General features: G+C 30.1%; 12 protein-coding genes. 3 read left to right on the top strand and 9 right to left on the bottom strand.

All coding sequences use genetic code 11. The features are described 5' to 3' along the window. Positions 1-507 precede the first annotated feature (507 nt). Complete coding sequence (locus BLV71_RS10125) at positions 508-1,443, top strand: peroxiredoxin family protein (RefSeq protein ID WP_093870434.1); 936 nt, start codon at positions 508-510, stop codon at positions 1,441-1,443. A 97-nt stretch (positions 1,444-1,540) separates the two neighbouring features. Here the strand turns inward: BLV71_RS10125 and argH are convergent, their stop codons facing one another. From argH to BLV71_RS10170, 9 genes are read right to left on the bottom strand one after another with little or no spacing between them, the layout of a single operon-like run. Beyond that, positions 1,541-2,818, bottom strand: coding sequence for an argininosuccinate lyase (gene argH, locus BLV71_RS10130; RefSeq protein WP_093870435.1), 1,278 nt, complete (start codon positions 2,816-2,818; stop codon positions 1,541-1,543). 3 nt (positions 2,819-2,821) lie between these two features. Next, the gene (locus BLV71_RS10135) at positions 2,822-3,883 is read right to left on the bottom strand and encodes a M20 family metallo-hydrolase (RefSeq protein WP_093870436.1); all 1,062 of its coding nucleotides are present in this window, start codon (positions 3,881-3,883) and stop codon (positions 2,822-2,824) included. Further along, positions 3,883-4,659: an acetylglutamate kinase gene (argB, locus tag BLV71_RS10140; protein ID WP_093870437.1), complete on the bottom strand. Its 777-nt coding sequence runs from the start codon at positions 4,657-4,659 to the stop codon at positions 3,883-3,885. Before argB ends, BLV71_RS10135 begins: the two co-directional genes overlap by 1 nt. Next, positions 4,656-5,591 carry a Rossmann-fold NAD(P)-binding domain-containing protein gene (locus BLV71_RS10145; protein WP_093870438.1) on the bottom strand — a complete coding sequence of 312 codons (936 nt, stop codon included), beginning with the start codon at positions 5,589-5,591 and terminating at the stop codon, positions 4,656-4,658. Before BLV71_RS10145 ends, argB begins: the two co-directional genes overlap by 4 nt. Beyond that, complete coding sequence (locus BLV71_RS10150) at positions 5,588-6,727, bottom strand: aspartate aminotransferase family protein (protein WP_093870439.1); 1,140 nt, start codon at positions 6,725-6,727, stop codon at positions 5,588-5,590. The genes BLV71_RS10145 and BLV71_RS10150 overlap by 4 nt, the downstream gene beginning before the upstream one ends. Next, positions 6,724-7,524 (bottom strand): pyrroline-5-carboxylate reductase, encoded by an 801-nt coding sequence (proC, locus tag BLV71_RS10155; RefSeq protein WP_093870440.1) that lies wholly within the window; start codon positions 7,522-7,524, stop codon positions 6,724-6,726. Before proC ends, BLV71_RS10150 begins: the two co-directional genes overlap by 4 nt. Before the next feature lie 11 nt (positions 7,525-7,535). After that, positions 7,536-8,513, bottom strand: coding sequence for an N-acetyl-gamma-glutamyl-phosphate reductase (argC, locus tag BLV71_RS10160; protein ID WP_093870441.1), 978 nt, complete (start codon positions 8,511-8,513; stop codon positions 7,536-7,538). Positions 8,514-8,516: 3 nt separating this feature from the next. Continuing rightward, the gene (locus BLV71_RS10165; protein ID WP_093870442.1) at positions 8,517-9,695 is read right to left on the bottom strand and encodes an argininosuccinate synthase; all 1,179 of its coding nucleotides are present in this window, start codon (positions 9,693-9,695) and stop codon (positions 8,517-8,519) included. After that, on the bottom strand, positions 9,692-10,303 hold the full coding sequence (locus BLV71_RS10170) for a GNAT family N-acetyltransferase (protein WP_093870443.1): 612 nt from the start codon (positions 10,301-10,303) through the stop codon (positions 9,692-9,694). Before BLV71_RS10170 ends, BLV71_RS10165 begins: the two co-directional genes overlap by 4 nt. A gap of 898 nt (positions 10,304-11,201) precedes the next feature. Here BLV71_RS10170 and BLV71_RS10175 point away from each other — a divergent pair. Both BLV71_RS10175 and ilvD read left to right on the top strand, forming a co-directional pair. Beyond that, entirely contained in the window at positions 11,202-12,089 is an 888-nt protein-coding gene (locus BLV71_RS10175) for a branched-chain amino acid transaminase (protein ID WP_093870444.1), read from the top strand. A gap of 3 nt (positions 12,090-12,092) precedes the next feature. Continuing rightward, positions 12,093-13,769, top strand: coding sequence for a dihydroxy-acid dehydratase (gene ilvD, locus BLV71_RS10180; RefSeq protein ID WP_093870445.1), 1,677 nt, complete (start codon positions 12,093-12,095; stop codon positions 13,767-13,769). Positions 13,770-13,804: the final 35 nt, after the last annotated feature.

The raw sequence follows: 13,804 nt of genomic DNA on the forward strand, positions 1-13,804 counted from the left end.
TATGGTTTTTCAGGATGTACCTCGTTTTTAATGTAGTCTCGGAGCTCTACTTTTAGTTTGCATTAAAAAAATAATAGCGCTATTAGTTTTTTTCTACGGTGAAACTACTTTTTAAAGTATCAAGAAGTAAATCAAATGTTGTGAAACAGTTTTTATATGTTGTAAAAAGGAATAAAGAAGGAATGGGAATTATTAGATTTAATGATGAATTCTCTAATTCCGTTTGGGGTTTAAAGTTTTCTAATATTATTATTTAACTCAATACCTTCCTATATTAAAAAGGATAGAATATAAATTTACTCTAATCAAGAGGATGTAACAAAATAAATAATTAATCGTCTCAATTTATAACAACAAGTTAATTCTCCATCACTGAAGAAGAAATAGGGAGTTTTAATTTTGCATTTGTGTTATATATAGAGCACATACTTCAGCTTTTATGGCTGAAGTATGTGCTCTTTTTTTTGAGAGTAAGTAAATTAATAATAAAACCAAAAACCTAAAAACATGAAACAAGTATTCACATTTTTAATTGTAATTTTTATAACTATTACAATAAAAGCACAAGAGTATTCTTTTATTCCTAAAGATTTGAAAGAATTACCACTTGAAGAATTAATGAAAAAAGGACCACCTGAAAATTTAGATTTAGTATTTTATGAAGACGGAACAAAGACTACATTAAAAGAGATTATGCCATTAATTATGAATGGAATAGTGCTTCCTAAAATGTTTGTAGATAATAACAATAACTATAAAGCTTTAGTAATTGTAGGAGGAAGGTATTCTTTTTTACCTAAAGGTTTAAAACCTATATCTTCTGAAGAGTTAATGCGAAGAGGGTTGCCTAAAAAAATAGCACTAATTTTTTTAGATGATGGAACAGAAATTACAAAAAAGATAGCTAAAGAGTTAATAAATAATGGTAAGGCTATGCCTCAGATGTTTGTAGATAAGAATGGAGCCTTCAAAGCCTTAGTGTTAATAAAATATAAAGACACATCAGATCCCTACAAGGATATTAAAAATCCAACTGGAGAATTAGCGAAAAACTTTTCAATAGAAACAATAGATGGGAAAAAATATACTCTGAATGATTTAAAAGGTAAAAAAGTAGTTTTGAACTTTTGGTTTATAAGTTGTAAACCATGTGTTGATGAAATGCCTTCTTTAAATAAATTGATAGAAAAGTATAAAAATAATAAGGATGTGATTTTTTTAGCAATAGGTTTGGATAAAAAATCATCAATTAAAGAATTTTTAAAAATAACCAAATTCAATTATCAAATAGTAGCAAGTGGCGATGAAATTAGTAATCTTTATGGTGTTGAGGTTTATCCAACTCATTTTGTTATTGGGAAAGATTCAAAAATAGAGTATTTTGCTATTGGTAGCGGAGACCGTATTATAAGAAAAATTGAAAAAGCAATTAATAATAAATAATCTTTAAGTTTTATCTAAACAAAAAAACATTGTTAAAAACAATGGTTTTTTGTTTAGATGTCTTTTTAATATTTATTTAATTTTATATTAACTTCATTTATAAAGTTCTCATTTTTGTACGGATTTCATCTAAACATAAATTATTAATACTACCATGATGACTATGTTTTTTAGAGGTGTCAGGAATATAAGTGCCATTAGTTACTTCTTTACCTATTTTCTGATAGGCTTCTCTAAAACTTTGTCCATTTTCAATTAAGGTATTTATATTGTCAACAGTATATAAGTATTTGTATTTATCATCATTTAAATCTACGTCTTTCACTATAATTTGTTGAATAGAGTAATCGAAAATGTCTAAAATGTCTTTAGTTTCTTCGAAACCAAGTATCATGTTTTCCTTAAGGAGTTGATAATCTCTATGGTAGCCGCTGGGTAGATTATTTGTTATTAGTACCATTTCTGTATGGAGGGACTGAATTTTATTGCATTTTCCTCTAATTAGTTCAAAAACATCTGGGTTTTTTTTATGTGGCATAATACTACTACCTGTAGTTAATTCATCGGGAAAGGAGATGAAATCAAAATTTTGACTCATGTACAAGCAAATGTCCATAGCAAAACGAGCAAGCGTATTACTTAAGCTTCCTAATGCCATAGCTATTGTTCTTTCACTTTTACCTCTGCTCATTTGAGCGGCAACTACATTGTATTTTAAGGTAGCGAATTCTAGTTCTTCAGTAGTAAAATTTCTATCAATCGGAAAAGAACTTCCATATCCAGCTGCCGAGCCTAATGGATTTTGATCTACTGTTTTTAGTGCCGCATTTATAATATATAAATCATCAATTAATAATTCAGCATAAGCTGAAAACCACAATCCGAATGAGGAAGGCATGGCTACTTGTAAATGAGTATATCCAGGAAGAGTCTTAGTTTTATATGTGTCAGCTAACTCTAGCAACGTGTTAAAAAGAGTTTTAACTTTACTAGAAATAAACTGTAAATTGTTTTTATAGTATAAATGTAATGCCACTAAAACTTGATCATTTCTAGATCTAGCTGTATGTATTTTTTTTCCAACTTCTCCACAGATTTGCGTGAGGTCAAATTCAATTTTAGAATGAACATCTTCAAAGTTAGAATCAATTTTAAATGTTTTTTCTTCAATTTGCTGTTGTAAAATATTCAGTCCATCTACTAATAAGTTTAATTCTTTTTTTGTAATAAAATTAGTTTTTGCAAGCATTTTAGCATGTGCTAAAGAAGCTTTAATATCATATTTTGCTATATGTATATCTATTTCTCTATCATTTCCTACTGTGAAATTTTCTATTTTTTTATCTATAGATAGTCCTTTATCCCAAAGTTTCATTTTTTATATAATTACGTTATTTAATAATTCAATGTATAGCAGTATACCTTCTTTAATTTCATGTAAATAAATATATTCATCTGCTGTATGCGATCGTGTACTATCGCCTGGGCCTAATTTTAAAGAAGGACAATTTAATACTGCTTGATCTGATAGTGTTGGAGAGCCATAAGTGTTTCTTCCCAATGAAATACCTGCTTTTACTAAGTCATGGTCAATCGGAATAGAAGAAGAATTCAGGTTTAGGCTTCTAGGCTTTATAAAGCAAGGCGCATTTTGCACTAAGTATTCGCTAATTTGTTTGTTCGTGTATTTATCATTAACTCTTACATCAATCACTAGTTTTACATTAGCAGGTACTGCATTATGTTGTTTACCAGCATTTATTTGAGTAACGGTTAGTTTGACTTCTCCTAATGTATCAGATTTCTTTTCAAAAGATAAATTTTTAAACCATTGTAAAACTTCTATGGTATTATAAATTGCATTACTGTTATTAGGATGTGCAGCATGACTAGGAGTTCCCTTAATTTCAGCATCAAAAACAACTAACCCTTTTTCGGCAATAGCTAATTGCATTAAAGTAGGCTCACCAACAATTGCTACATCAATTTTTGGTAAAATTGACAGTAAACTATTTAATCCGTTTGAACCACTACTTTCTTCTTCGGCAGTGCCAGCAAAAATGATATTATATTTTAAATTTTCTTTTAAATAAAAATAAGTAAAGGTTGCTAGTAAAGAAACTAAGCATCCACCAGCATCATTACTTCCTAAACCATATAGCTTCTCATTTTCAATGATGGCCTTAAAAGGATTTTTTGTGTATCCGTTGTTGGGTTTTACAGTATCATGATGTGAGTTTAATAATAAGGTAGGTTTTGATTCATCAAAATGTTTGTTTAATGACCAAATATTGTTAACAGTTTTGGTATATGGAATATTAAACTCTTTGAACCATTTTTCTATTAACAAAGCTGTTTGGTCTTCTTCGGAAGAAAAAGAAGGTGTTTCTATTAAATTTTTAAGCAATTCAATTGCTTTTTTTATGAGTTCTAGTTTCATTATATCTTTATAGATGTATGTGATGTGTTTTTTTTGAATAGCATATCAGTATTACCTACACAAACTTTATTAACCTTGTTATTAATGGCATGAAAGCAATTATTTAACTTAGGAAGCATGCCTTTAAATATTAATCCTTGTTCTTTAAGTTTTGTGTATTTAATAGAATCAATGTTTTCTATAATTGAATTCTTGTTATTAATATCTGTTAAAACACCAGGTTCTTCAAAACAATAGTAAAGTTCTGTGGTGTAGTTGGTTGATAGAGCAATTGCTATTTCAGCAGCAATGGTATCGGCATTTGTATTTAATAGTTGTCCGTTTTTATCGTGAGTAATTGCACAGAAAACAGGAGTTACCTGATTATTAATTAATAAAATTGGAATTTGCGTATTTACTTTAATGATATCGCCAGCAAAACCATAATCTATAGGTGAAGAAGAGCGTTTTGTAGCTTTAATTGTATTTCCATCAGCACCAGTAAAACCTATACTATTTGTATTGTTAGCCTGTAGTTTTGCAATAATTTTCTTATTGATTTTACCAGCATAAACCATTGTAATAATATCTAATGTTTGAGCATCAGTAATTCGTCTTCCGTCAATGATGTTAACAGGAGTGTTCATTTTTTTAGCTAAATCTGAAGCAGATTTACCACCACCATGAATTAAAACTTTAGGACCTTCTAGTTGTGAGAAATTATAAAGAAAGCTATGCAAAACCTTTTCATTATTGATGATATTTCCTCCAATTTTAATAATTTTTACAGTTTTCATAAGTTCTCTAAAATTTGTTTTAAAACTATTTGAGTAGCATAGGTTCTATTATTAGCTTGTTTAATTACGAGTGAATTGTCACTGTCTAAAACTTCATCTTCAGCAACTACATTTCTTCTAATTGGTAAGCAATGCATAAATTTTGCATTTCCTAAGTTCTTCTTAGTAATCATCCAATTAGAAAACTTATTGGTTGTTTTCCCATAATCTAAATAAGAACTCCAATTTTTAGTGTAAATAAAATCTGCGTTTTCAAAAGCTTTATGTTGATCATGTTCAATTAAAGTATCCTTTGTAATTGAAGTGTCTAATTCGTACCCTTTTGGATGGGTAATTGTAAAGTCTACTTCCATTTTATGCATTAAATGCACAAAAGCATTAGCCACTGAATGTGGTAAGGCTTTAGGATGTGGTGCCCATGATAGTACTACTTTAGGTTTTTTAACAGTTTTGAATTCTGTAATTGTTATAGCGTCAGCCAATGCCTGAAGAGGATGGTCTGTAGCACTTTCCATATTAACAATTGGTACTTCAGCGTATTTTATAAAATTATTAATTACAAACTCAGAAGCGTCTTTTTCTTTGTTTTTTAAAGAAGGAAAAGCTCTAATAGCGATTATTTCGGCGTATTGAGAAATAACTTTAGCAGCTTCTTTTATATGCTCAGATGAAGTTAAATTCATTACTGTACCATCTTCAAATTCTAAATTCCATGCATTTGAAATATTTAAAACACTAACATGCATCCCCAGGTTTTTTGCAGCTTTTTCCGTACTCAGTCTTGTTCGAAGGCTAGCATTAAAAAATAACATTACCAATGTTTTATTTTTACCAATAGAAGAAAATTTAAAAGGATCTTTTTTTAATAGAATAGCCTTGTTAATTGTTTCTTGTAAGTTGTTTATGTCATTTAAACTTGTATATTTTTTCATGATGAAAAAGTTTTAAGTTCTTCTTTTAACGTTTTTATAAAAACATCTATGTGCTTTTTTTGTATTGTTAAAGGAGGTAGTATTCTTAATAAATTTGGATTTTTAGAACTTCCTGTAAATATGAAATGTTTATAAATAAGTGTTTTTCTCATTTCTGAGACAGGAAAATTAAACTCTAAACCTAACATTAAGCCTCTCCCTTTAATTGAAGTTAAGTGTGGTAATGATTTTGCTTCTTTAATAAAATAATTAGATACTTCTTTAACATTTGATAATAGATTTTCATTTTCTATTACTGATAAAACAGCTAAAGAAGCACTACAAGCTAAATGATTACCGCCAAAAGTTGTTCCTAGCATTCCATATTTTGGTTGTATGCTGGGGTGTATTAAAATTCCACCAATGGGAAAACCATTTCCCATGCCTTTAGCCATAGAGATAATATCAGGAGTAACGTTGTGTTTTTGAAAAGCAAAGAAATCACCAGTTCTACAAAATCCTGATTGAATTTCATCAGCAATAAGAAGTGTATCATATTGATTACACAGTTTTTGTAAGCCTTTGTAAAATTTAGTAGTAACTTCATTTAAGCCTCCAATCCCTTGGATAGTTTCAATGATAACTGCACACACGTCATTATTTTTGAGTGTTTTTTCAACACCTTTTAAATCTTCAAAATCATGGAAAATAACTTCTTGTTGAGAATTAATTGGGGCAACTATTTTAGTGTTATCTGTGGTGGCAACTGCAGCAGAAGTTCTACCATGAAAAGAGTTTTTAAAAGAAATTACCTTTTTCTTATTGGTATGGAAAGAAGCTAGTTTTAAAGCATTTTCATTTGCTTCAGCACCTGAATTACATAAGAATAACTGATAGTTTTTACAATTAGATTTGTTTCCTAATTGTTTTGCTAATTCAACCTGTAAAGGGTTTTTTATAGCATTGCTATAAAAACCTAGCTTAGAAACTTGTTGATTTATATTTTTAATATAAGTAGGATGTGAGTGTCCAATTGATATTACAGCATGTCCGCCATATAAATCTAAATATTTGTTGTCATTATTATCATAAACGTAAACGCCTTCTGCTTTTACAGGAGTGACATTAAACAATGGGTATACATCAAATAAACTCATATTTGTTCTTGTTTAATAGTGTTAATTTTATTGTAAGAGGCTACCATGCCTTGTATTAAAGCAGCACTTAGCCCTTTGTGTTCCATTTCGTTTAAACCTTCAATAGTACATCCTTTTGGAGTGGTAACTTTATCTATTTCTTCTTCTGGGTGATTTCCAGTGGTTATTAATAAATTAGCGGCTCCTTCGCTAGTAAACATGGCTAATTTTTGAGCATCTTTTGCATCAAATCCTAATTGAATAGCTGCTTGAGTTGATGCACGTATTAAGCGCATCCAAAATGCAATTCCACTAGCACAAATTACTGTTGCAGCCTGCATTTGATTTTCAGGGATAACAATAGAGCTTCCTAATTGATTAAAAATGGTTTCAGCTAATTCTATTTTATTTTTTCCGTTTGAGTTAGAACTGATGCAAGTCATTGATTTTCCAACTGCAATAGCTGTATTTGGCATTGCTCTTATAATAGGCTTATTATTGCCTATTATAGATGCTATTTTATGAATGCTAAAACCAGTTATGGTTGATAACAGTGTATGTTTATCGGTTAAAAGTGGTGTGATGTTTTTTAAAATATTTTCAAAGTGTCTTGGCTGAACAGCAAAAATTAAAATATCAGAATTTGTTACAGCTTCTTTATTATCAGAAGTTATATTAATATTGGTGTTTTTTTCAAACTCCTTTAATTCTTTGATGTTTCTTTTGGTAATATATAAGCTCGTAGTAAGATTATTACTAATTAATCCTTTAGCAATAGATTTTCCAAGATTTCCTGTTCCTATGATTGCGATTTTCATGATTCTTAGATTTAAAAATAGTTAGCTTTTAATTGAAGACCTTCATTTTCTTGAAGCCCAAGCATTAAATTCATGTTTTGAATAGCCTGTCCTGAAGCTCCTTTTAGTAAATTGTCTATTGTGCTTGTTATTAGTAGTTTATTTTGATGCTTATGTAAGTGAATTAAGCATTTGTTAGTGTTTACAACCTGTTTTAAGTGTATGTTTTCTTCTGAAATAAAAGTAAAAGCAGCCTTTTTATAAAATGTTGTAAAAAGGGCATTGGCTTCTTCTATTGTTCCTTCAAACTTGGTATAGGCAGTAGCAAAAATTCCTCTTGAAAAGTCACCTCTATTTGGCATAAAAATCACTTCAGAATTAAATTGTTCTTGGCAAGAGTTTAATGTTTGATTTATTTCCCCTAAATGCTGATGAGTAAAAGGTTTGTAGTAAGAAAAATTATTGTCTCTCCATGTAAAATGAGTTGTTTTTGACAAAGAAGTTCCGGCACCAGTAGCTCCAGTTACAGCGTTAACGTGTATATCTTCTTTAAGTAAATTAGATTTAGCTAAAGGTAATATTGCTAGTTGAATAGCTGTAGCAAAACATCCTGGATTAGCAATGTGTGTTGCTTTTTGAATAGCTTCTTTATGTAGTTCTGGTAACCCATAGATAAATTGTTTTTTATGAAAATGATTATCTTTTGTTAACCTAAAATCATTTCCCAAATCAATTATTTTTGTGTCTTCAGAAAAAATATAAGTTTTTAAAAATTTTCTAGAATTTCCATGCCCTAAACATAAAAAAAGGACATCTACGTTTGGGTTAATAGTGTTGATGAATTTTAAGTTGGTACTACCTATTAAATCTTGGTGAATGTGTGATATCTTATTGCCTGCGTTTGACGTACTATATACAAAGTTAATAGACGCTTTAGAGTGTTGTAGTAATAGCCTAATTAACTCACCTGCGGTATATCCAGCTCCACCAATTATTCCTATTTGTATCATGATTTATTGATTAACTTGTTGGTATATTTTATTTTGATTACCAAATATTTTTATAAAACCTTTAGCTTCTTCTGCTGTCCAACCATTATTTATTTCTCCATAACTACCAAATTTAGCATTCATTAAATCATGAGGGGAAGAGATTCCGTCAAGAGTAAAGTGGTAAGGTTTCAGTGTAATATGAACAACACCCGATACTTTGTCTTGACTACTCTGTAAAAAAGCTTCCATATTTCTCATCACAGGGTCTAAATATTGTCCTTCGTGTAAGTGCATTCCATAAAAATTGGCTAAATATTCTTTATGTTGCAATTGCCATTTTGTTAGCGTATGTTTTTCAAGTAAATGATGAGCCTTGATAATTAATAAAGCTGCAGCAGCTTCAAAACCAACTCTTCCTTTAATTCCAACAATTGTATCACCAACATGTACGTCTCTACCAATTCCAAATTTTGATGCAATGGTATTTAAATATTCTATGTTCTTTACAGAGTTATTTTCAATGTTATTAACAGCAATAAGTTCACCTTTTTCAAAAGAGAGGGTTACTTTTTCAGAACTAGTGTTTTTTAATTGTGAAGGATAGGCGGTTTCAGGTAATGGGTTAATTGAAGTTAGTGTTTCTTCTCCTCCAACACTAGTTCCCCATAATCCTTTATTTATAGAATATTTTGCTTTTTCCCAAGAAGTATTAATTCCATTATCTTTTAAGTATTTAATTTCTTCTTGTCTAGATAAATTTTGATCTCTAATGGGAGTTATAATTTTAATTTCGGGTGCTATAATTTGAAAAATCATATCAAATCTTACCTGATCATTTCCTGCACCAGTACTACCATGCGCAATAAATTTAGCATCAATGCTTTTAGCATAGTTCACAATTTCTATGGCTTGTATAATTCTTTCAGCACTAACAGAAAGAGGGTAGGTGTTGTTTTTTAGTACATTACCAAAAATTAAATATTTAATTACTTTATTATAAAAAGTATCAATAGCATTAATGTTTAGATAAGTACTTACCCCCATCTTATAAGCATTTTCTTCAATTTTTTTTATTTCCTCCGAAGAAAAACCACCTGTGTTTACACTAACAGCATGTACATCGTACCCTTGTTTAGATAAGCTAACTGCGCAATACGAAGTGTCTAATCCACCGCTATAAGCGATTACTAATTTTTTCATTTGTTGTTCTTTTTTAAATAAATATTTTCCTTGATTTTTTTTAACCTTTGAAATACTTTCTTCTTTACTTTATTTTTTGAAGTTTTAGTACTAGGATCGTATAGCATTCCAGTGCATAAACACATTTTTTGCTGTGTTCTTTGAAGAATGTCGTAGTTTATACAAGTTTTACAGCCTTTCCAAAAAGATTGATCATCAGTTAATTCAGAAAAGGTAACAGGCTTATATCCTAAATTACTGTTCATGTTTATAACTGCTAAACCTGTGGTTATACTGAAAACTTTAGCATTAGGGAATTTGGATCTAGATAAATTAAAAATGGTTTCTTTAATTTTTTTTGCAAGCCCAATCCCCCTGTAGTTTGGATGAACAATTAAACCAGAATTAGCAACAAATTCGCCATGTTCCCAAAGCTCTATGTAGCAAAAACCAGCAAATTTATGCCCATCTAAAGCTATAACTGCATTTCCGTTTTCTAGTTTTGTAACTATGTATTCAGGTTTACGTTTAGCGATACCTGTACCTCTTATTTTTGCTGCATTATCAATTGTTTCACAAATGATTTCAGCGTATTTACTATGAGTTTGATCAGCAATAACAACTTTCATTGAAATTGATTTTTAATGAATACTTTTATTGAATAACGTTTTTAGAATAGAACCGGACTCACCTAAGTTCTGTAAATAAGTAATCACCCTTACGGGCGAGGTCGAGTATAAAAAAAGCGCACTGAAAAATTACTGTTATATACAGTAATAATGCTTAGTAATAAGATGTAAGTGTAGATTATGGAAATCAAAATATAAAAATAAAATTATACAATACTCAGTTTTAAAAATGAAGATTTAGTGCTGGTAAGAATTACCGCACTAATAAACTGGGTGTATTATTGTATGTTTTATTTATTTGCATAACGTTGCAAATCTATCAAAATTTAATTTTAATATCCTAATAAAAAGAGAAAAAATAATAAAAATGTTTAAATATCAATCATTTAAACAAATGGTTGATATTTGTTTAAAAATAATATTTTTAAAAATAAATTTGGAAAAGCAATAAATAATTTACAATATTTGTAACCAATATGAGTAAACAAGTATTAAATATTATTTCTATTATTATTGTCGTTGTGATTATTTCACAAGGATAGGGGAAGAATATTTAAAAAAATAAATAAAATTTTAAAAGGCTTCCTAAATATTTAGGAAGCCTTTTTTGTTAGAATAAAATGAATCAATTTTTAAACATAGTAGTAATTATCATTATTGTCATTATTAGCTCACCACCGAGTTGATGCAGATAGCTATTGTGTAAAAAGAAGCCTGTATCAATTTAATTGATGCAGGCTTTTTTTTGTTTAATGACTGTCATTTGAATATTTAGTTAATTTATTAGTTATTAAGCACTTGTGTTAATTTTGTAAGAAATGAGAATCATTATGTTATTAAAAATAGAGGAAAAACAATAAACCGATAAAATAATTTTGAAAAACAAAACAACTAGAAGATGTATTACAATGATGAAACTGTAATTTTTTACAACGGAAAATTTGTTAAAGCTAAAGAGGCTTCAGGTAATTTGTATGGGCAAACTTTACATTATGGAAATGGAGTTTTTGAAGGGATAAGAGCCTATGAAACTTCTGAAGGAACTAAGATATTTAAAGCTTTAGAGCATTATAAGCGTTTGCTATATGGTGTAGAAGTTATGGATATAGATTTTAATTATACTGAAGAAGAATTAACAAAAATAACGTATGAGTTGTTAGAAAGGAATAATTTAAAAGATGCTTACATCCGTCCACTTGTTGTGACTGGAGAGAATATGGGTGTCTTTTCAGCTAAAGGTTCTGATTTAATAATACAGTGTTGGAAATGGGATAAGTTAATGGGAGATGAATTATTGCGTGTGAAAACTTCTAGATTTCAGAGACCTAATCCTAAATCATGTTTTGTTGAAGCCAAAATAACGGGGCACTATATTAATTCAATATTAGCAAGTAATGAGGTTAAAAAGGAAGGGTATGATGAATCATTATTATTAGATATGAATAATAATGTGGCAGAATGTTCAGGGGCTAATATTTTTATGGAAAAAGAAGGGGTTTTATATACGCCACCAAGAGGGCATATTATGGCTGGAATAACTAGATCTACTGTTATAGATTTATGTAAAGAAGTAGGAATTTCAGTTGTAGAGAAACATTTTACACTAAAAGAATTAAAAGAATCTGATAGTGCTTTTTTTACAGGAACCGCAGCTGAGGTTGTAGGATTGAAATCACTAGATGAGTATCAATTTCCTTTAGAATGGAAAAACTCTCAAGGAAATAAATTAATGAAATTATATAAAAATGAAGTTTTAGGACTTCGTAAAAAATGTTTAACAAATTAAGAAATGGAGTTAAATAAATTTAGTAAGCAAGTAACTCAAGATGATACACAGCCAGCGGCACAAGCAATGCTTCATGCTATTGGTTTGTCAAATGAAGATTTACAAAAGCCTCTAGTAGGTATTGCAAGTACAGGATACGAAGGAAATCCGTGTAATATGCATTTAAATGATTTAGCTAAATTAGTTAAAAAAGGAACTGAAAATAAAGATTTAATTGGTTTGATATTTAACACTATAGGTGTTTCTGATGGGATATCAATGGGAACGCCAGGAATGCGTTTCTCTTTACCATCACGTGATGTTATTGCCGATTCTATGGAAACAGTGGTACAAGCCATGTCTTATGATGGGTTAGTAACAGTTGTTGGGTGTGATAAAAATATGCCAGGTGCGTTAATGGCTATGTTGCGCTTAAACCGACCTTCTGTTTTAGTATATGGAGGTACAATTGCATCTGGGTGTCATGAAGGTAAGAAGTTAGATGTAGTTTCTGCTTTTGAAGCTTGGGGAGAAAAAGTAGCTGGTACCATTGATAATGAAGAATATCAAAGTGTTATTGAGAAAGCATGTCCTGGAGCAGGTGCTTGCGGTGGAATGTATACAGCAAATACTATGGCGTCAGCTATTGAAGCTTTAGGAATGAGTTTACCATACAATTCATCAAATCCAGCAATTAGCCAAAATAAAGAAGATGAATGTGTGAAAGCAGGAGAAGCTTTGCGTGTGTTGTTAGAGAAAGATATAAAGCCTTCAGATATTGTTACTAAAAAATCACTTGAAAATGCCATTCGATTGGTTACAATAATGGGAGGGTCAACTAATGCAGTATTGCATTTCTTAGCGATAGCAAAAGCTGCTGATGTGAAATTTACTTTAAAGGATTTTCAACGTATTTCTGATGAGACTCCGTTTTTAGCAGATTTAAAACCAAGTGGTAAGTATTTAATGGAAGATGTTCATGCTGTGGGTGGTGTGCCAGCGGTTTTAAAATACTTATTAGAAGAAGGACTTTTACATGGAGAATGCTTAACGGTTACTGGTAAAACATTAGCAGAAAATTTAGCAGATGTTCCTGGTTTAGTAGAAAATCAAGATGTAATTAAGCCAATAGAAAATCCAATAAAAACTACTGGTCATTTAAGAATGCTATATGGAAATTTAGCAGAAGAAGGTTCAGTAGCAAAAATTACCGGTAAAGAAGGATTATCATTTAGAGGTAGAGCTAAAGTTTTTGAAGGTGAATATGCTACTAATGATGGAATAAGAGAAGGAAAAGTAGAAAAAGGAGATGTAGTTGTTATACGTTATGAAGGACCAAAAGGTGGTCCAGGTATGCCTGAAATGTTAAAACCTACAGCTGCAATAATGGGAGCTGGCTTAGGTAAGGATGTAGCCTTAATAACCGATGGGCGTTTTTCAGGAGGAACTCATGGTTTTGTAGTTGGTCATATTACCCCAGAAGCACAGGATGGAGGAGCTATTGCTTTGGTTGAAGATGGAGATATGATTTCTTTGAATGCTGAAACAAACACAATTACATTAGAAGTTTCTGATGAAGAACTTAAAGAACGTAAAAATAAATGGGTAGCTCCACCTTTAAAAGTAAATAGAGGGGTATTGTATAAATATGCAAAAACAGTTGCGTCTGCATCTAATGGATGTGTAACTGATGAGTTTTAAATATTAGTATAAAAAAATATAATAACAAGAAGCTT

Origin of the sequence: Tenacibaculum sp. MAR_2010_89, from assembly GCF_900105985.1 — a bacterium.
GTDB classification, from domain to species: Bacteria; Bacteroidota; Bacteroidia; order Flavobacteriales; family Flavobacteriaceae; genus Polaribacter; species Polaribacter halocynthiae.